The sequence below is a fragment of the Bacillus mycoides genome, from assembly GCF_000832605.1.
GTDB classification, from domain to species: Bacteria; Bacillota; Bacilli; order Bacillales; family Bacillaceae_G; genus Bacillus_A; species Bacillus_A mycoides.
Map to the genome: position 1 here is coordinate 1,233,764 of NZ_CP009692.1, position 19,218 is coordinate 1,252,981.

Below are 19,218 nucleotides of genomic sequence, written 5' to 3' on the forward strand. Positions count from 1 at the left end.
ATTATAACATACTCATAAGGTTCATATGGAAGGGACACACTAAAGGGGAATTGAAGCAAGGAGGGACAATTATGGCAGAGCGTCAATCACTTGAAGAGTATATTACACAGGCAGAACAAGCGGTGGAATATGCGAAAGAACAATTAGACCAAGGCATGAGACAAGAGCATTACAATACGATGGAGTATTCGGATGCTCAGTTACAATTAGAACAAGCATATAACGACTTACAAACTATGCAGCAACATGCGAATGATGAGCAACGTGAGCAATTAAATAGAGCACGTATGGCAATTCGCCAATTGCAACATCAAATGATTATTACACCGCACTAATAAGGAGTGAATGTAATGGCGAAACGTTCAGATCAAAATAATCCAGAGCAAAAAACGCAAAATGGACATAACGCTGAATTTTCAAATGAACTTGATCCAGTTGTTCAAGTGAAACAGCGTAACAGTAAAAAAGGACAACCTCAAAGATCGAAGCAATCAGAGTAAACCAGGTCGAAATACGACCTGGTTTTATTTTATTACAAAAGTGTAAGGTAATTGTAATGTTAACAAATAGCAGTTTACTTCCAAAAGGAGCAAAATAGGTAATGGAAAAACAAACGTAGGAGGATATATATGACGAAACCAGTTGTAGACGTGAAAAACGTTCAAAAAGTGTACGGTAAAAAAGGTGAGAACCAATCACACGCATTAAAAGGCGTATCATTCTCAATTCAAGAGGGTGAATTTGTTGGGATTATGGGACCTTCTGGTTCTGGTAAAACGACATTATTAAATGTAATTTCAACACTAGATAAAGCAACAGGCGGCGTTGTGGAAATAGCAGGTACGGACATTACGAAAATGAAACAAGGTGAGCTTTCTGATTTCCGTTCACAAAAATTGGGGTTCATCTTCCAAGATTTTAACTTATTAGAGAACTTATCTATTTATGAAAACATTGCACTTCCACTTTCACTTCAAGGTGTTTCATCACGTAATATTGGACCGAAAGTAGAGAAAGTAGCGGATATGTTAGGGATTACAGAAATTCTTCAAAAGTATCCAACTGAAGTATCCGGTGGACAGAAACAGCGTTCAGCAGCAGCACGCGCACTAGTGCATGAGCCGGCAATTATTTTAGGAGACGAGCCAACAGGAGCTCTTGATTCGAAAAATGCAGCAAGTTTACTTGATGCGATGACAAACTTAAATGAAGAACAAGGCGTATCTATTATGATGGTTACGCATGATCCATATAGTGCAAGTTACTGTCAGCGTATTTTATTCATTCAAGATGGTGAGCTATATAAAGAAATTCATCGCGGTGGTACGCGTGAAGAGTTCTACAAAGAAATTTTAGATGTACTTGCAGATTTAGGTACACAAAAAGCGTAAGAAAGGAGGTTCCAGTATGTTATTTAAACTTTCCATGTCAGGGCTAAAGAGTAAGCTGAAAGATTATATTGTCTTACTTGTTGGTCTTGTCATGTCGATTTCAATTTTTTATATGTTCCAAACGTTAGCGCTGAATAAAGCGTTTATCGAATCCAATTCTGTTATTAAGTCTATTGGTTTCGTATTCCAAGCAGGTTCATTTTTATTAGCAATTATAACGTTCTTCTACATTTTATATGCAAACTCTTTCTTATTATCTCTTCGTCAAAAAGAGTTTGGTATGTACATGATGTTAGGTGCAAAAAAGCATAAAGTTACATTACTTATGTTTATTGAAACGATTGTATTAGGCGCTGCGTCTCTTGCGATTGGACTTACAGTTGGTGTAGGACTTGCAGAAGGTATCGGACAGTTATTAATGAAACAATTAGAATTTGCTGGTGAAGGCTATAAGGCATTTTATCTACCATCTATGACTGTTACTTGCATTTTCTTCTTTGCATTATTTGTATTATCAGCAATTATGAACAGTATTAAGTTATCACGTATTTCAGTACTGCAACTTGTACATGCAGATGCACAAACAGAACGTGTTGCGGTAAAAGGAAAAATGACAGGTGTCGTTGCAATCCTTGCTGTTATTTTATTAGGAATTGGCTATGCATCAATGATTTACATGGAAAAACTAAGAGAAATGGGAATCCTTATTGCATTAATTACAACAACAACTGGTACTTACATGCTATTTGGATCACTTCTCCCAGTTATCATTAGAAAGTTAAAGAGTAATAAAAAGCGTAGTGAAAAAGGGCTTAATGCTTTTACGTTTGCACAATTAAATTTCCGTATTAATAGCTTAACGAAAGTACTTGCAACGGTAGCGATGTTAGTTGCTCTTGGAGCGGGTGCAATTTCAGGTGGTATGGCGTTTAAAAATAACGTTATAAAAATGGTTGATGGTTTAGTAATATATGATTCAGTTATTCATAACCCAACAGCTGAAGAAAAGAAAATTTTAGATGGTATTACATTTAAAGAGAAAAATGAATATCGTTACAAAGTTGATAATAAATACGTTTATTATGTAAAAGAAGATTTAGAGAAAAAACCTCCTTTCGTACAAGATACAAAACAGATGGAAAGTATGAAGGATTTAGGAAAAATAAAGAAAGTTTCAGAGGAACTACCAGTAGGTGCAGTTTCTAGAGAAATGAATGAAAAAGATGCGAGTGCTAAAGAACTTCCAGAAGAATGGAACGAGGCTTTCAGAACAATTCAGCCATTTTATCTATATGAAGATCATGCAATTAAAATTGTAGATCAGAAAATGTACGATACTGTAAATGGTAAAGAAGGAATCGTAGTTACTGGAAAAACAGACGATTTTGTAGCATACACAAAAGAATGGAAAAAACTTGACGAGTTGCAGCTAGTTAAATATAAAAATGTAAAAGCTGAAAGATTAGATAGTAAATATCAATCTTACAATGGATTCTACGGCATTGCGAGTGGAACAGTATTTATGGGATTCTTCCTTGGAATTGCGTTCTTAGCAATGATGGCAAGTTGTTTAATGTTTAAAATTCTTTCTGGTGCATCAAAAGATATTACGCGTTATCAAATGCTTCGCAAAATCGGTGTGCGTCGTGAGTTATTAACGAAATCGATTTATAAAGAATTATTCTTAGTATTCTTATTCCCAGCAATTGTGGGGATCGCTCACGTATTAGTTGGTATGAATATTTTCGGATTTATTTTAATGGATCCTTACTTCCGTATTTGGGTACCAATCGTAATTTTCGTAGTTATTTATGCGATTTATTACTTCATTACAGTTCAATTGTATAAAGGAATTGTTCTTCCAAAAGAAGATTAATAGGTAAAAAGCCGAGTGAAAGTGCTCGGCTTTTTGTATTTTCAGAAAAAACACTTTAATGTTACTGAAATATATAATATAATGTAAATAAGTAACATAATATGAAAGTATCAGCAACCGAAAAATGAAAGGAGGAATCCGATCTGTAGAAAGAAGCTGAACTTGTACTCCCCCTATTTTTTCTACCCACACCGTATTTGTACAATCATAAATTTCCAAATGAAAAATTGTCGTAAGAGTATATTGTGAAAATAATGGATAATACATGGAAATCTCATAGCATGATAAGGTAAAATGGACAGGATAATGAGAAAATTACCGTTCATAAGATGAGGAGATACATGTATGGAAGTTGTAGAGGCATTAAAAGATATAAGCCAAATTGAGGCTATGAAAAAGTACTTAAAAGAGCACTCGCAGCGAGATTATCTTTTATTTGTTATTGGAATTAACACTGGATTAAAGATTACTGAGCTACTTAGTATGAAATTTGAAGAGGTATTAAATGAAGATAAGACTGTTAAAGAGTTTTATTCTCTTCCTGTGAAAGATGAAAAATTTAAACAAGATATTTATTTAAATACAAAAGTAAAAGAAGCCCTTTTAGAGTATGTAAAATCTATTGATGCTCAAAGAGAAAACTACGTATTTCAATCTAATAAAACGACAAATTCAATCTCACGCCAACAAGCATATCGTGTTATCCATAGCGCAGCTGAAGCGGTTGGGATTGTTGGAAAGATTGGAACGAATTCAATGCGAAAAACATTTGGATTTCATGCGTACAAAAGAGGAATAGCGATTGCGCTATTGCAAAAGCATTTTCATCACGCAACTCCATCAGAAACGCTCAAGTATTTAGGAATCTCAAAAGATGAGAAGTTTAAAACAGAGATTGATGTAGATTTGTAAAAGCCGTAACTAAAAACTTTAGGAGGCGGAAAATATGAATATTAGAGAGAGTGAACTACCGGGCATTGGATGTAAATTCGAAGTGATAACAAAAGGTAATGAAAAAATGGTTATCGTTATTCATGATGATGGCCGAAGAGAAATGTATCATTTTGATGCGGATCACGATGAGAGTATTTCAAGCATTTCTCTTCGTGATTCTGAAGCGAGACAAATTGCGGCTATATTAGGCGGAATGGTATATAGGCCGCAAGCGCTAGACACAATTGAGATGGCTTTTGAAGGATTATCAATTGAATGGTTTAAGGTGGAGAATAATGCACCAGTAGTACAACAAACAATTGGTAGCTTACATGTCAGAAAAACGTATAACGTAACGATTATTGCTATTTTGAAAAAGAATATGAAGAAATTCTTTAATCCAGGTCCAGACTCTATTATTGAAGCTGGCGATATGCTCGTATTGTCGGGTGAAAGACATGAAGTGAAAAGAATTATTAATGAATTGCTTTCAGCAGGAGGTGATTCCTAATCGATGGATACTTTAATTTTTGAAGTTGGAACTGCGTTAGTATTAGTAGCTTTTGCAGCTATCCTCGCTGCGAAGTTAAAGTTCTCGATTATTCCGTTTCTCATTATACTCGGTATGTTAGTGGGGCCTCATGCCCCAGATTTAGGACTTATCGATTTAAGGTTTATTGAAAGCGGAGAAGTTATTTCCTTCCTCGGCCGTGTAGGCGTCATATTCCTCCTATTCTATTTAGGCTTAGAATTCTCAATAAAAAAATTAATTAAATCAGGAAAGTCGATTGCTTTTGGGGGTAGTGTTCATATATCGCTTAATTTCATATTAGGTTTACTTTATGGATATGTTATGGGCTTCCCCTTACTAGAAACATTAATTATTGCTGGAATTATTACAATCTCATCGAGTGCAATTGTAGCGAAAGTAATCGTTGATTTAAGAAGATCTGGTAATAAAGAGACAGAGCTAATTTTAGGAATCATTATGTTTGATGATATCTTTTTAGCTGTATATTTATCAGTTGTTTCAGGATTAGTACTCGGAGGTGCAACATCATTTGTAGGTGCTCTTACATCCGTACTAATCGCAGTAGGATATATGTTACTATTCTTTGTAATCGCTAGAAAAGCTACGCCGTTCCTAAATAAAGTATTAGATATTTCGTCAAACGAAATTTTTATTATCGTAATATTCGCTATTTTATTCTTTGTAGCAGGATTTTCAGAAACAATTCATGTTGCGGAAGCGATTGGGGCTTTATTGTTAGGACTCGTCTTTTCAGAAACAGAGCATAGTGACCGGATCGAGCATCTCGTCGTCCCGTTTCGTGATTTCTTTGGAGCTATATTTTTCTTCAGCTTCGGTTTAAGTATAGATCCGTTTTCGCTTGGAGGAGCAGTATGGTTGGCATTAGGAGCAGTTTTCATTACTCTCATCGGTAATTTTACAGCTGGAATGATTGCAGGGCGTAAAGCCGGGTTATCGCATAAGGCTTCTACGAATATCGGTTTAACACTTATATCACGTGGGGAATTCTCCATTATTGTCGCGAATCTCGGAATAGCGGGTGGCTTAATGGCAACGATTAAACCATTCTCAGCTTTATATGTTTTAATATTGGCGTCGCTAGGGCCATTATTAACGAAGGAGTCTGGGAGAATATACTCTCTACTAGACAAAATATTTAAATGGAGTGCGAAAGAAAGTGCAAAACGTAAAAAGGAAGTTGGATAACCTTTCGCGAGGGAACGATTCCATTATTTATAGATTAATATTTTACAAAGACGATTAGAATATATTCTAATCGTCTTTGTGCTATTATCTGAATTTCATCAACTATTAATCAGTTGCCTTCCTATTTAAAAACGACTACAATTTTACTGTTATATATATGAACGAAAAAAAGAGAATAGGAGGGGAGACTATGCCAAGGAAAGTATGGCTATTAGTAGCTGGGATGATTATTAATGTCACGGGTGCTTCTTTTTTATGGCCTTTTAATACAATTTACTTACATGATAGTTTAGGGAAATCTTTATCAGTAGCCGGAATGGTATTAATGATCAACTCGCTTACTGGTGTAATCGGAAACTTGCTCGGCGGTGTTTTATTTGATAAATGGGGCGGTTATAAATCAATTTTAGTAGGGATTGTCATTACACTTGTATCGATTTTAGGTCTTGTATTTTTCCATGGTTGGCCATTATATGTTGTGTGGCTAGCATTAATCGGATTCGGTTCTGGAATGGTGTTTCCATCGATGTATGCGATGGTCGGTACGGTTTGGCCAGAAGGCGGGAGACGAGCGTTCAATGCAATGTATGTTGGACAAAACGTTGGGATTGCGATTGGAACAGCGTGCGGTGGATTAGTTGCGTCTTATCGTTTTGATTATATTTTCTTAGCGAACTTTATTTTATATTTTATTTTCTTCTTAATTGCGTTTATTGGATTTCGTGGTATGGAAGCAAAAAAAGAGCAAGAGGTACAAAAAGAAGCCGAAACGAAAAAAGGTTGGTCACTTACACCTGGCTTCAAAGCGCTTCTAATCGTATGTGTAGCATATGCTTTATGCTGGGTTACATACGTACAGTGGCAAGGGGCAATTGCGACTCATATGCGAGAATTAGATATTAGCCTCCGCCATTATAGTTTATTATGGACGATAAACGGAGCGATGATTGTTTGTGCGCAGCCACTTGTTAGTATGTTAATTCGCTGGATGAAGCGTTCTTTAAAACAACAAATTATGATTGGAATCGTCATTTTTGCGGCGTCGTTTATTGTTTTAAGCCAAGCGCAGCAATTTACGATGTTTCTCATTGCGATGGTGACATTAACAATTGGTGAATTATTCGTATGGCCGGCAGTTCCGACCATCGCAAATATACTTGCACCGAAAGATAAGCTAGGATTTTATCAAGGTGTTGTAAATAGCGCAGCGACTGTAGGGAAAATGTTCGGACCGGTCGTTGGCGGAGCGATTGTTGACTTATACAATATGGAAGTATTGTTTATTGCGATCATGGTAATGCTTGTAGTAGCGCTTATAGCAACGAGTATTTATGATAGACGAGTAAAAGTAGAAGAAACAGTTGAAGAAAAAATTGCAGTTTAGTTTGACGGAACATGCAACATGTTTTAGAATATATTTAAATAAATAGTAATAAAATATCCTTTGGAACAAGGGAGTTAGCTCGGCTGTCCTAAGACGAATTCGTTAGTTAGCAAGAGTAACGATTAACCGAGAAGCCCTCGCTTCAAGTAAGCTCTTAAGAGATACTAAGTGGTGGGTAGTTCACATTAACTCATATTTGTAATAACAGTGAGAAGGAGTAGTAGTAATAGAAGCTGGTTTAGAGAGTTGACGGTCGGTGCAAGTCAATCCACGTTTCGTTATGAACTCGCCTTTGAGTTGCAGTTGTGAAATCATTAGTAGCAATTGCCGTTAATCCACGTTACGGATCTAAGCGAATGTATTTATTACATTAATTTAGGGTGGTACCGCGGGAATCTATAACCTCTCGTCCCTTTCTAGGGATGAGAGGTTTTTTGTATTTTGGGCGGTGAAAATAAATAGAATTTCAAGGAGGGTATCTCATGAGCTTTAATCATCAAGAAATTGAGAAGAAGTGGCAAGGGCATTGGGAAGAGAATAAAACATTCCGTACGCCAGATGAAACAGAAAAACCAAAATTTTATGCACTAGATATGTTCCCATATCCATCAGGTGCAGGCTTACACGTAGGTCATCCAGAAGGTTATACAGCGACAGATATTTTATCTCGTATGAAGCGTATGCAAGGATATAACGTTCTTCATCCAATGGGATGGGATGCATTCGGTCTTCCAGCAGAGCAATATGCACTTGATACTGGGAACAGCCCGGCTGAATTTACAGAGCTTAATATTAATACGTTCCGTAATCAAATTAAAGCATTAGGCTTCTCTTACGATTGGGATCGTGAAGTAAATACAACAGATCCAACCTACTACAAGTGGACACAATGGATCTTCCTAAAACTATTTGAAAAAGGTTTAGCTTACGTTGATGAAGTACCTGTAAACTGGTGCCCAGCACTTGGTACAGTACTTGCAAACGAAGAAATCATTGACGGTAAGAGTGAGCGCGGTGGACATCCAGTTGAGCGTCGTCCGATGAGACAGTGGATGTTAAAAATTACAGCTTACGGAGATCGTCTATTAGAAGATCTAGATGAGCTTAATTGGCCAGAAAGCTTAAAAGACATGCAACGTAACTGGATTGGTCGTTCTGAAGGTGCAGAAGTACACTTCAACATCGACGGTACAGATGAGAAGTTCACAGTTTTCACAACGCGTCCTGATACACTATTTGGAGCAAGCTACTGTGTACTGGCTCCAGAGCATGCACTTGTTGCTAACATTACAACACCAGAACAAAAAGAAGCTGTAGAAGCTTACATTAACTCTGTTAAAATGAAGAGCGATTTAGAGCGTACAGAACTTGCGAAAGAAAAAACTGGTGTATTCACTGGTGCTTACGCAGTTAACCCAGTAAACGGTGAGAAATTACCAATCTGGATCGCTGATTATGTTCTTGCAACTTACGGAACAGGTGCTGTAATGGCAGTTCCAGCTCACGATGAGCGTGACTATGAATTCGCATCAACGTTCAATCTTCCAATGAAGGAAGTTGTAAAAGGCGGAGACATTTCGAAAGAAGCATATACAGGTGATGGTGCGCACGTAAACTCAGCATTCCTTGATGGTTTAAATAAAGAAGAAGCAATTGTAAAAATGATTGAGTGGCTTGAAGTAACAAGCGCAGGAAATCAAAAAGTAACGTACCGTCTACGTGACTGGTTATTTAGTCGCCAACGTTACTGGGGTGAGCCAATTCCAGTAATCCATTGGGAAGATGGTACAATGACAGCTGTGAAAGAAGAAGAATTACCATTAGTTCTTCCGAAAACAGAGAATATTCGTCCTTCAGGTACAGGTGAATCACCACTTGCAAACATTGAAGAGTGGGTAAATGTTGTTGATCCTGAAACTGGTAAAAAAGGTCGTCGTGAAACGAATACAATGCCGCAATGGGCTGGTAGCTGCTGGTACTACCTACGCTACATCGATCCAAACAACAGCGAAGCACTTGTAGACCCTGAAAAAGTAAAACAATGGCTTCCAGTTGATATTTATATCGGTGGAGCAGAGCACGCTGTACTTCACTTACTATATGCTCGTTTCTGGCATAAAGTATTATATGATATCGGTGTAGTTCCAACGAAAGAACCGTTCCAACAATTATTCAACCAAGGTATGATCTTAGGTGAAAACAACGAGAAAATGAGTAAATCAAAAGGTAACGTTGTAAATCCTGATGATATCGTAGCAAGCCACGGTGCAGATACACTTCGTCTATACGAAATGTTCATGGGACCATTAGATGCTTCAATCGCTTGGTCTGAAAATGGTCTTGACGGAGCTCGTCGCTTCCTAGACCGCGTATGGCGCCTATTCATTCAAGAGAACGGTGAATTGAGTGAGAAAATTACTGATGCACCAAACAAAGATCTTGAAAAAGCTTACCACCAAACAGTGAAGAAAGTAACAGAAGACTATGCAGAGCTTCGCTTCAACACAGCGATTTCTCAAATGATGGTATTCATCAACGATGCATACAAAGCTGAAACACTTCCGAAAGAATATGTAGAAGGTTTCGTAAAAATGATTGCACCAGTTGCACCTCACATCGGGGAAGAACTATGGAGCAAACTTGGATACAGTGAAACAATCACATATGCAAGCTGGCCAACATTTGATGAGTCTAAACTTGTAGAAGATGAAGTTGAAATCGTTGTTCAAATTATGGGCAAAGTTCGCACAAAACTAACAATGAGTAAAGACGCATCAAAAGAAGAAATGGAACAACTTGCACTTGAGGCAATCAAAGAACAAATTGAAGGAAAAACAGTTCGTAAAGTAATTGTTGTTCCTGGAAAACTTGTTAACGTTGTTGCAAACTAATTAATTATTAATAAAAGCTCAGAGCGTTTATGCTCTGAGCTTTTTTGCGTGAAAAATAAGCTCAGGATCACCTTCATCTAAGTTTTCGATCATTCCACTACGCATAAATCCATTTGCTTTAAAAACTTTTTGCATATTTGTATTCGATTTGTTCGTTGAAGAAAATATTTTTTGAGTAGGAGAATGTCTTAACATATATGAGATTAATGAGCTTGCATGACCTTGTCTTCTTTTCGTTGGCGAAACAATGATTAATGAGAGGAAAGTATAACCAAAGAAATTTGTATCGTATGTTAGAAAACCAGAAATGGAATTGTCCTCTTTTGCAATGATGCAGGTTCCTTCATCAATAGCGTGTTTAATATAATCTCGTCTACTATCGTCTCCGATTACATCAACATCTATATGTAAGATTGAATCTAAATCGTCGATGGAAGCTTTTGCTACGTTCTCCAACGAAAACGCCTCCTTTGGAAAAATCAGTTAATTCAGTTTATCATGAATGAAGAACGAAGAAAAAGGCGCGGAATTCCCATATAGACAAACACCTATTCTTCTATAGAAAATATGATAAAAAAGGTAGGTTAAATTGAACAGAAGAGGTGAAAGGAATGAAAGGGATGGACAATAATGCACCACATGGCTTCTTCGGAGGTGGATCGGATAGTTATGGACAAATGATGTTCATGGGAGGAGATGGTCAACACGGATATGGCGGAATCCCAAGTTGGATGGGAGGAGCAGCTGGAGGATTTCCGACGTCAGTGGCGGGTGTACAAACAGGATTTCCAACGTCAGTAGCTGGAGCGCAAACAGGATTTCCAACGTCAGTAGCTGGAGCGCAAACAGGATTTCCGGCACTAGTAGGAGGTGCACAAGGAGGAGTTCCTGTAGGTATGCCAACTACATTCCCATCTTTCGTTGGCGGTGTACAAACAGGATTTCCTGTACCTGGCGTTGGTGTTGTAACTGGTGGGATCGGCGGATTCCCTCAAGGTGTTCACGGTCATCATGTGCATCATGAGCATCACGGCCATCACGGTCAGCATGTACATCATGAGCATCACGGCCATCACGGTCATCATCAACACCACGGCCATCATCAACAACAAGTACATCATCATGGTCATCATCAAATTCATCCGCAGGCTGTCCTTTATCAAACACACCAAGGTCAACATCAACACCATGGTCACCAAGGCCAGCATCAACACCATGGTCATCATGGTCACCAAGGCCAGCATCAACACCACGGTCATCATGGTCATCATCAACACCACGGCCACCATCAGCAACAAGTACATCACCAAGGTCATCATCAAATTCACCCGCAGGCTGTCCTTTATCAAACTCATCAAGGTCAACATCATCACCAAGGCCAACAGCATCACCAAGGCCAACATCATCACCAAGGTCAACACCATCACCAAGGTCAACACCATCATCAAGGCCAACACCATCACCAAGGCCAACAGCATCATCAAGGCCAACAGCATCATCAAGGTCAACAACAGCATCAGGGTCAACAACAATACCAACAGTATCAGCAGCAACAACAGCCTTGGGCAGGTGGAATTGGAGCAGGGACGGCAGCAGGAGCAGCAGCTGGTACTGCAGGAGCAGCAGGACACGCGGGACACGTGGGTCATTAATAGACCAAAGGAAAAAAGACATAATAAAAAACTGCTAGGAGATCCTAGCAGTTTTTTTCTGCCTCTTGACGTTGGCGTTCGATTTCCGCACGAAGTTGTGGTTCCGGTGCTTGCCATCCTTCTGGTTTCATAATTTTGCCGTCGCCCTCGCGGAATCGAGGCTTTCCATCAGGGAATAGTTTTGCCATGTTAGCATTGTTTACAATTTCGAATCCTTTATCTGGACGTACGCCCATTTCTGCAAACGTTCCGAATGCAAAGTAAATAAGGTCAATAAGTGCATCATATTGATCTTCAACAGTTGTTGCTTCTAGAAATTCTTCTAGCTCTTCTTGCATAAAGCTAGCACGAATTTTTGCACGCTCTTCTGTTAGTTTTGTTGGAGTACTTGTCACAGGATGTCCGAATTCTTCATGCATTTTTGCAACAAGTTCGTATCCTTTATCTAAACCTTTTTCGTTTGTCATGTTGTTTCATCCTTTCTTACGTTATGCCGAATTTTATTGTAACATAAGGTAGTTATTAAATAAAAAGAACATCTTATGAGAAATAAGATGTTCGCTCGTTATTCTTCTTTCTTAATTAAAACGGATAAAATAAGATCGATGCCAAACATTCCGATGAGTAGCATTGGTATAACTACAAGTAAATAACGTGTGAAAGAAACATTTTTTAAGTATGTATGAGCAAATAAAAAGACGCCGAGAAATAAAATACCATTTAAAATAGGTTTTACTAATTTTTTAGACATAAGCTCCCCCGTAAATATCCCTTTTCTCTATTTAAAAATAAAAACTCCTCTTTCCGTTGTATCATGCTGGAGAGAGGAGTTCAATCATTATCATTCAATTACACCAGAATTTGTAATGTTGACAGTATATTTCACTTGAATTGGAACATCTTTATACATTCTTCGCCACTCTTCTAATTTGAATGAGCGATAATGTTGTCTATATTTTGCCCCCAGTCCAAGAGGATCAACATTTAGAGATTTAAATTGTTTAATAAGTTTTGTAGCTTTCACGTCTAATTGCTTTTCGACTGACTTAGCTATTTTTGTTGTATTTTTTTTGTTTTCTAAATTAAATTTTCTAGAGAGCTCCTGAATACGAGCTTCCATTTTCACATGAATATAGAAAGAAGGTTTTCCGTTTTTTATGTTTACTTCGTAGGTAGGGACGGAACGGATATTATTAATCATTGCATAGCCAGGATTGGTTTTAAATTCATGTGAGTCTAAGCGGTGCTTTTCTAGTAGTCCTTTGAAAACAAACATATCTTGGTACTTGATTGTTCCAACTAACTTATCCTTTTTTAAGAGACCGATACCAGTAATTTTTATTTTATCTCCATGTTTTTTCAGGATAGGCATATAAGAATCTTGTCCTTCACGGTAGTACCGAAAAGCACCTAAATATAAATTGTCAGTTGGTAAAGGGCCGGTTTCCATATTATGTTCTAACATTTTTTTTATATAAATTGCAACATTATAAGATGTACTGTATTTTCCTTTAAATAGTTCAGTACCACTTCCTTCTAATAGTCCCACATACAGTGAATTACCAATATTCACATCACGAATTAATGTGTCAAAGGAGGTGGATAATCCTTTTTTAGCAACCTTTGTTGTGAATAAGGCAACACGCATTTGACCGCTTGCGAACGGTTGCGAAGATTCTAAAGATGTATCTGCCTTTACTTGTTTTACTGCGTTTCCTGTTCCCTCATAAACTTGAACTTTATTGCCCTTTTTTTGTATAGGACAAACAAATGTAACTTTTACTTTATTATCTTTTGCTGTATCGAAGACAGTTCCTTGAATGAGTTGAACATCATCAATAATATTTTTTTGTAAGCAACCAGTTAGACTGAAGATACTGATGCAAATAAGAAGTATTAATTTTCTTTTGGTTTTTTCCATTTTCTTTTCACCCACACAATAATAAATAGAATTGGGATGTATACATATATAAGCCAAAAACTAACTTTAGATGTATTGCTAATAAAATCATTAATATCATGCCTGTTCGTTAAAAGTTGTGAAACAACTAAGGTGATAAGCATAAAGGCGATTAAAATACTACGTTGCTTAACACGAAAGATTTCATGAGTTCCTCTAGTAGCAGCCCATAAAGGTAGAATAAAGCTCGTAACAATAACGAGAGCATAAGCGGAAATAGCAATATACTCAAGTCGCTCTATAAAAGGAAGCTTAATAACTTGTGTCATTGAAAGTTGAGACCAAATTGTTTTGAGTAGTTGTTTTTCACTAAAGAAAGTAAAAGCGAGAATAGTACTAAACAAATATAAGCAGTTAGAGAATAATGCCCCATATTGTGCGAATTTATGGGACTTCTCTGGCTCTTTAACAAACGGATAAACCATAAGAAAAATTTCAAACCCTGTCATACTATAAATAGATAGTTTGGCCGCTTTCAAAATATCGGTAAAAGAATGTGAAAACATCGGAAGTAAATTATCCCAATGTGCGAATTTCAAAATAAAAAGACTTAGAAAAAGATATCCTAAGGTCCCGCCAACAGAAATGACACAAATGCCTGTAATGACGCGGAAGCCTGATGAAATAATGTAATAACTTATTAAGCATAAAAAGAATGTGAGCATCCAGGTGGATGCACTAGGAAACATCCATACTTGAATAATTTCGACATATGTTCTAACTACAGAAATACTTACAATAAAAAAATAAGCCATAAAGATGATACTAATGCCGTTTCCTAGCCATTTCCCAAATGTTTGCCGATGTAAATCAATTAAATTTCCGTTTGTTTCTTTTAATAAGAAATACATCATCCATATAAGAATATGGATACCGATTCCTGTAATTAAAACTCCCATCCAGCCGTCGTATCCAGCTGCCTTTGCAATGATTCGAGCGAATCCGAGAACACCAGCACCAAATTGTGCACCGTGAATTAAAAAGAAAACGAAGACGGGTGATATTTGGTGTTCTGCTTTAATTTTACTCATCGATGCACCTCATTTCTTAATCATCAAAATCTGACGTATGTTTTGTAGAAATTCCATTAGTTGCTTTCTTTACGTGTTGCGGTCTTGCTTGAACATCTCGAGTATCAATCATTGTTAATGGAAAACGAATCCAAGAATCTTTAAAGGATTGTTGTCTCGTTGGATAAAAGAGAGCGTACGGCTTACGTAAAGAAGTAAGTCTAAACAAATGGGTAAATAAAAAGATAAATCCAAGAGATATACCGAAGAGCCCACCTATTTCTGCAAATGCGAGAAATGGGAAACGTAGTAAACGAACGGCGTTACCCATTTTATAAATGGGCGTAATAAAGGAAGCTAACGCTGATAAGGCAACGATAATTAATAAAATATTACTCGTTAAACCAGCTTGCACGGACGCTTGCCCGATTACGATACCGCCTACAATACCGAGCGTTTGTCCGACCTTCATAGGTAATCGCGCGCCAGCTTCTCTTAATAAATCAATCGCAAGTTCCAAGAAAAGTGCTTCTATTAAAGGGGGAAATGGTACTTGAGCCCTTGATAAAATCAATGTTTCAAGTAAGTCACTCGGAACCAATTCATAATGATAATTCAAAACTGCAACGTATAGTGGAGTTGCACAAATTGAGAATAGAACAGCGATCAATCTTAAAATTCTTGAGAATGTAGCGTACAGCCAAGAAACGTTATAGTCTTCTGGCGAAATGAAAAAATCGAAATATGATACAGGTGTTAATAGGACACTCGGAGAACCATCAACAAAAATAGCGATTTTCCCATCAATAAGTGCTTTTGTGACTCTATCAGTGCGTTCTGTATTTATATAGAGAGGAAAAATTGACTTTTCACCCATTAATTCCTGTATATAAGCACTATCGTTAATTTGATCATATTCAAGAGCTCGAAGTGATTCTTCTAGAAAGTCTACATTATCTTTTTCGGCAAGGTTGTCTAAATACATCATGACAACCTTTGTTTTTGAAAACTCTCCAATAATCATCTCTTTTGTGTGTAAATCTAAAACAGGAAGACGTTTTCGTACTAAATTAATATTCGTATCAATATCTTCTACGAATCCTTCTTGTGGCCCGATAACGGTGGATTCATTTAATGGAGGAGTTGGTGCACGATAATTATCAATTGCAATGTTTGCAAGCATACATTTTTGATCTTGCTGATTTAATTGAATAATTGCATGTCCCTTTAAAACCATGTCCTCAATTTTTTGTAAGTCGTTCGTAATCGTTATACCACTCATTGGAATATGTTCTTTTAATTCTTCTAATGGAGCGCAAGGACGTTCCAAAAGAGTAGGCATTAAATACTTTTGCAATTTCTCACCATCAAGTGAAGGACGATAGTAAGAAATCCAATAAGGCATCGTGTCATCGTCAGATGTATGGTAATTAACAAAGTCACTAGACTGTTTCATCTTCTCTATTAAATCTTGTAGAGAATGAATATGGTCACTTTCTGGTTTGCTAAAGTCATAAATGCTGTTACTTCCTGAGCTTTGCTGTTTGTTTTGAGAATTATCATCTTGCTTAGAATTTTGCTGTTTGTTTTGAGAAGTATCATCTTGCTTAGAATTTTGCTGCTTGTTTTGAGAAGTATCATCTTGCTTAGAATTTTGCTGTTTGTTTTGAGAAGAATCACCTTGTTTAGAACTTTGCTGTTTGTCTTGAGAAGAATCCTCTTGTTTAGAACTTTGCTGTTTGTCTTGAGAAGAGTCCTCTTGTTTAGAACCTTGCTGTTTGTTTTGAGAAGAATCCTCTTGCTTAGAACTTTGTTGTTTGTTTTGAGAATTATCCTCTTGTTTAGAGTTTTGCTGTTTGTCTTGAGAAGAATCCTCTTGTTTAGAACTTTGCTGTTTGTCTTGAGAAGAGTCCTCTTGTTTAGAACCTTGCTGTTTGTTTTGAGAAGAATCCTCTTGTTTAGAACTTTGTTGCTTGTTTTGAGAAGAATGCTCTTGTTTAGAATTTTGTTGTTTGTCTTGAGAATTATCATCTTGCTTAGAATTTTGCTGCTTACCTTGAGAATTATCCTCTTGTTTAGAACTTTGCTGCTTGTTTTGAGAATTATCCTCTTGTTTAGAATTTTGCTGCTTGTTTTGAGAATTATCCTCTTGTTTAGAATTTTGCTGCTTATTTTGAGAATTATCCTCAGTTTGTTCCGTACTTTTTGGCTCGCCATTCTTATCTTTGTTATGTTCCTTTTGATCATCTGGCTGTTGTTTCGAATCATCTGTCTCTTTTGTATTTGAGTTTTTTTTCTTACGTAACCAATTCCAAATCATATGTATGCCCTCTTTGATCTTGTAATATAGTGCTATTTTGTGGCTAATTTTGTATATTATTCATTTATTTATGAAAAGAAGGAGGAGATTGGTTTGTATAGAAAAAATCCTTTAGTAAGCAGTTCATAATATGACGGGAAGAAGGCGAGTCTGTGCAAATTGTAAAAAAGGAGAAGTTTGTTTTAAAAGAATTTGTGTTTGAAAATGGTAGGGGAATTCCTGTTCAAATGGGGTATGAGACGTATGGCACTTTAAATAGAGAAAGATCAAATGCGATTTTGGTTTGTCACTATTTTAGTGCAACAAGTCATGCGGCAGGAAAATATACAGAGCATGATGAGGAAGCTGGTTGGTGGGATGGATTAATTGGACCTGGAAAAGCAATTGATACAAATAAATATTTCGTTATATGCACTGATAACCTTTGTAATGTACAGGTGAAGAATCCCTACGTAATTACAACGGGACCAAAATCGATAAATCCGATGACTGGTTTTGAGTATGCGATGGATTTTCCAGTTTTCACATTTTTAGATGTAGCACGTATGCAATATGAGTTAATAAAAGATATGGGGATTGCTAGGCTACATGCTGTAATGGGACCGTCGGCAGGTGGGATGATTGCGCAGCAATGGGCTGTTCACTATCCTCATATGGTAGAGCGAGTGATTGGAGTTATTACGAATCCACAAAATCCAATTATAACGTCGGGAAATGTAGCGCAAAATGCGATTGAAGCAATTCAGCTTGATCCAAACTGGAAAGGTGGAAAGTATGGAGAAGAGCAGCCAACGAAGGGTCTTCATTTAGCAAATCGAATGATGTTTATGAATGCGTTTGATGAACATTTTTATGAAACGGCATTCCCGCGGAACAGTATAGAAATGGCACCTTATCAGGAATTTTCTGCATTAACATCATTTGAGAAAGAGATTAATAAAGTGACATGCAAAAGTATAGATTTAGTAGATGCAAATTCGTGGATGTACACTGCGAAAGCAGTCTTATTACATGATATTGCGCATGGATTTTCTTCTTTAGAAGAGGCTCTTTCTAATATAGAAGCGAATGTACTCATGATTCCGTGCAAACAAGATTTACTTCAGTCACCTCGTTATAATTATAAAATGGTAGACATTTTGCAAAAGCAAGGGAAGTACGCAGAAGTATATGAGATAGAAAGTATAAATGGGCATATGGCAGGAGCGTTAGATGTTCATTTATTTGAAAAGAAAATTTATGAGTTTTTAAACCGGAAAGTATCTAGTTTTGTGTAGGAAATAATTAATGTGGAAAGGTGCATGATTTATAGTAGGCACCTTTTTTTACATGATTTGCAGACGGAAAATATATGAAGCGATTGATAAACCGAAGAAAGCTATACTAAGTAATAGAAATAAGAATGACATTTCTTGAGGGGATTTTATCTTTTTATTATTTTTCATACTAAGAGCAATAACTGCAAAAACTAAGAAAATGATGCCCATAATGAAAAGAAAAAGTGTCATTTTAACTGGCTCCTTTCATCAAACAAGTATATTGAGGATACAATGCGTCAGTTATGTTTGTAAAGAATAAGTTTTGCTGGAAAATTGAGAAATAAATGTTCCATTCTTTGCGTTCCTTCCTTCGCGTGCTAAAATTGATGAGAAATGATTGTTTAAAGAAGAAACTGAAGGTTTTATTGTATATAAGGAGGAACTACATATGACAGAAGTAAAAACAATTACTACAGAAGAAGTGCAAGAGCGTTTAGAAAATGGAGAAACATTATTTTTAGTAGATGTAAGGGAAGATGAAGAAGTAGCGGCAGGGAAAATTCCAGAAGCTGTACATATTAAAATGGGCGATATTCCAAATAAAGTGGATTTCTTTGAGAAAGAGAATGAATATATCTTTATTTGCCGTTCGGGAATGCGTAGTGAAAATGTATGCCATTATTTAAATGAGCAAGGGTTTAAAACGGTGAATATGGTTGGCGGTATGCTTCAATATGAAGGCGAAACTAAATAAGTAGCTGCAAAAACTTGAAACGTGTTTGTTTCAAGTTTTTTTCTTTTGCA

The 19,218-nt window shown here is 36.8% G+C and carries 19 protein-coding genes and 1 other annotated feature; of the genes, 12 read left to right on the forward strand and 7 right to left on the reverse strand.

Going from position 1 to position 19,218, the window contains the following annotated elements; translation table 11 throughout:
* The first annotated feature begins 71 nt into the window (after positions 1-71).
* From BG05_RS08265 to leuS, 9 genes are all read left to right on the forward strand, one after another.
* Positions 72-335: a YtzC family protein gene (locus tag BG05_RS08265; protein ID WP_002089099.1), complete on the forward strand. Its 264-nt coding sequence runs from the start codon at positions 72-74 to the stop codon at positions 333-335.
* Positions 336-350: 15 nt separating this feature from the next.
* Entirely contained in the window at positions 351-500 is a 150-nt protein-coding gene (locus BG05_RS08270) for a hypothetical protein (RefSeq protein ID WP_001129345.1), read from the forward strand.
* A 129-nt stretch (positions 501-629) separates the two neighbouring features.
* Positions 630-1,391, forward strand: a complete 762-nt coding sequence (locus BG05_RS08275) for an ABC transporter ATP-binding protein (protein ID WP_002129519.1) — start codon at positions 630-632, stop codon at positions 1,389-1,391.
* 16 nt (positions 1,392-1,407) lie between these two features.
* A complete protein-coding gene (locus tag BG05_RS08280; RefSeq protein WP_002129517.1) occupies positions 1,408-3,267 on the forward strand; it encodes an FtsX-like permease family protein in 1,860 nt (619 codons plus the stop codon).
* Positions 3,268-3,612: 345 nt separating this feature from the next.
* Positions 3,613-4,179, forward strand: coding sequence for a tyrosine-type recombinase/integrase (locus BG05_RS08285; protein ID WP_000454225.1), 567 nt, complete (start codon positions 3,613-3,615; stop codon positions 4,177-4,179).
* 34 nt (positions 4,180-4,213) lie between these two features.
* Complete coding sequence (locus BG05_RS08290) at positions 4,214-4,711, forward strand: cation:proton antiporter regulatory subunit (protein ID WP_001026048.1); 498 nt, start codon at positions 4,214-4,216, stop codon at positions 4,709-4,711.
* Positions 4,712-4,714: 3 nt separating this feature from the next.
* A complete protein-coding gene (locus BG05_RS08295; protein WP_002167528.1) occupies positions 4,715-5,938 on the forward strand; it encodes a cation:proton antiporter in 1,224 nt (407 codons plus the stop codon).
* Positions 5,939-6,128: 190 nt separating this feature from the next.
* Entirely contained in the window at positions 6,129-7,322 is a 1,194-nt protein-coding gene (locus BG05_RS08300) for an MDR family MFS transporter (RefSeq protein WP_002167529.1), read from the forward strand.
* A gap of 198 nt (positions 7,323-7,520) precedes the next feature.
* Positions 7,521-7,739: a binding site (T-box leader), on the forward strand.
* A gap of 65 nt (positions 7,740-7,804) precedes the next feature.
* Complete coding sequence (gene leuS / locus BG05_RS08305) at positions 7,805-10,213, forward strand: leucine--tRNA ligase (RefSeq protein ID WP_002129511.1); 2,409 nt, start codon at positions 7,805-7,807, stop codon at positions 10,211-10,213.
* Positions 10,214-10,240: 27 nt separating this feature from the next.
* Here the strand turns inward: leuS and BG05_RS08310 are convergent, their stop codons facing one another.
* A complete protein-coding gene (locus BG05_RS08310; protein ID WP_002015699.1) occupies positions 10,241-10,669 on the reverse strand; it encodes a GNAT family N-acetyltransferase in 429 nt (142 codons plus the stop codon).
* 155 nt (positions 10,670-10,824) lie between these two features.
* Between BG05_RS08310 and BG05_RS08315 the strand changes: the two genes are divergently transcribed.
* Positions 10,825-11,865: a hypothetical protein gene (locus BG05_RS08315; protein WP_041867983.1), complete on the forward strand. Its 1,041-nt coding sequence runs from the start codon at positions 10,825-10,827 to the stop codon at positions 11,863-11,865.
* Positions 11,866-11,909: 44 nt separating this feature from the next.
* Here BG05_RS08315 and BG05_RS08320 read toward each other — a convergent pair whose 3' ends face one another.
* From BG05_RS08320 to BG05_RS29355, 5 genes are all read right to left on the reverse strand, one after another.
* Positions 11,910-12,332, reverse strand: a complete 423-nt coding sequence (locus BG05_RS08320; RefSeq protein ID WP_002034433.1) for a pyrophosphohydrolase domain-containing protein — start codon at positions 12,330-12,332, stop codon at positions 11,910-11,912.
* Positions 12,333-12,430: 98 nt separating this feature from the next.
* The gene (locus BG05_RS08325) at positions 12,431-12,616 is read right to left on the reverse strand and encodes a hypothetical protein (protein WP_002129504.1); all 186 of its coding nucleotides are present in this window, start codon (positions 12,614-12,616) and stop codon (positions 12,431-12,433) included.
* A gap of 90 nt (positions 12,617-12,706) precedes the next feature.
* Positions 12,707-13,786 (reverse strand): Ger(x)C family spore germination protein, encoded by a 1,080-nt coding sequence (locus tag BG05_RS08330; protein ID WP_016095960.1) that lies wholly within the window; start codon positions 13,784-13,786, stop codon positions 12,707-12,709.
* Complete coding sequence (locus BG05_RS08335; RefSeq protein WP_002015704.1) at positions 13,762-14,856, reverse strand: spore germination protein; 1,095 nt, start codon at positions 14,854-14,856, stop codon at positions 13,762-13,764. Before BG05_RS08335 ends, BG05_RS08330 begins: the two co-directional genes overlap by 25 nt.
* 16 nt (positions 14,857-14,872) lie before the next feature.
* Entirely contained in the window at positions 14,873-17,155 is a 2,283-nt protein-coding gene (locus tag BG05_RS29355; RefSeq protein WP_080564373.1) for a spore germination protein, read from the reverse strand.
* A gap of 152 nt (positions 17,156-17,307) precedes the next feature.
* On the opposite strand from BG05_RS29355, the gene BG05_RS08345 reads away from it, so the two are divergent.
* Complete coding sequence (locus BG05_RS08345) at positions 17,308-18,432, forward strand: homoserine O-acetyltransferase family protein (protein WP_003191914.1); 1,125 nt, start codon at positions 17,308-17,310, stop codon at positions 18,430-18,432.
* Between the two features lie 48 nt (positions 18,433-18,480).
* Here the strand turns inward: BG05_RS08345 and BG05_RS08350 are convergent, their stop codons facing one another.
* Positions 18,481-18,663 (reverse strand): hypothetical protein, encoded by a 183-nt coding sequence (locus BG05_RS08350; RefSeq protein ID WP_002129493.1) that lies wholly within the window; start codon positions 18,661-18,663, stop codon positions 18,481-18,483.
* Positions 18,664-18,862: 199 nt separating this feature from the next.
* Between BG05_RS08350 and BG05_RS08355 the strand changes: the two genes are divergently transcribed.
* Positions 18,863-19,168, forward strand: coding sequence for a rhodanese-like domain-containing protein (locus BG05_RS08355; RefSeq protein ID WP_000141214.1), 306 nt, complete (start codon positions 18,863-18,865; stop codon positions 19,166-19,168).
* Positions 19,169-19,218: the final 50 nt, after the last annotated feature.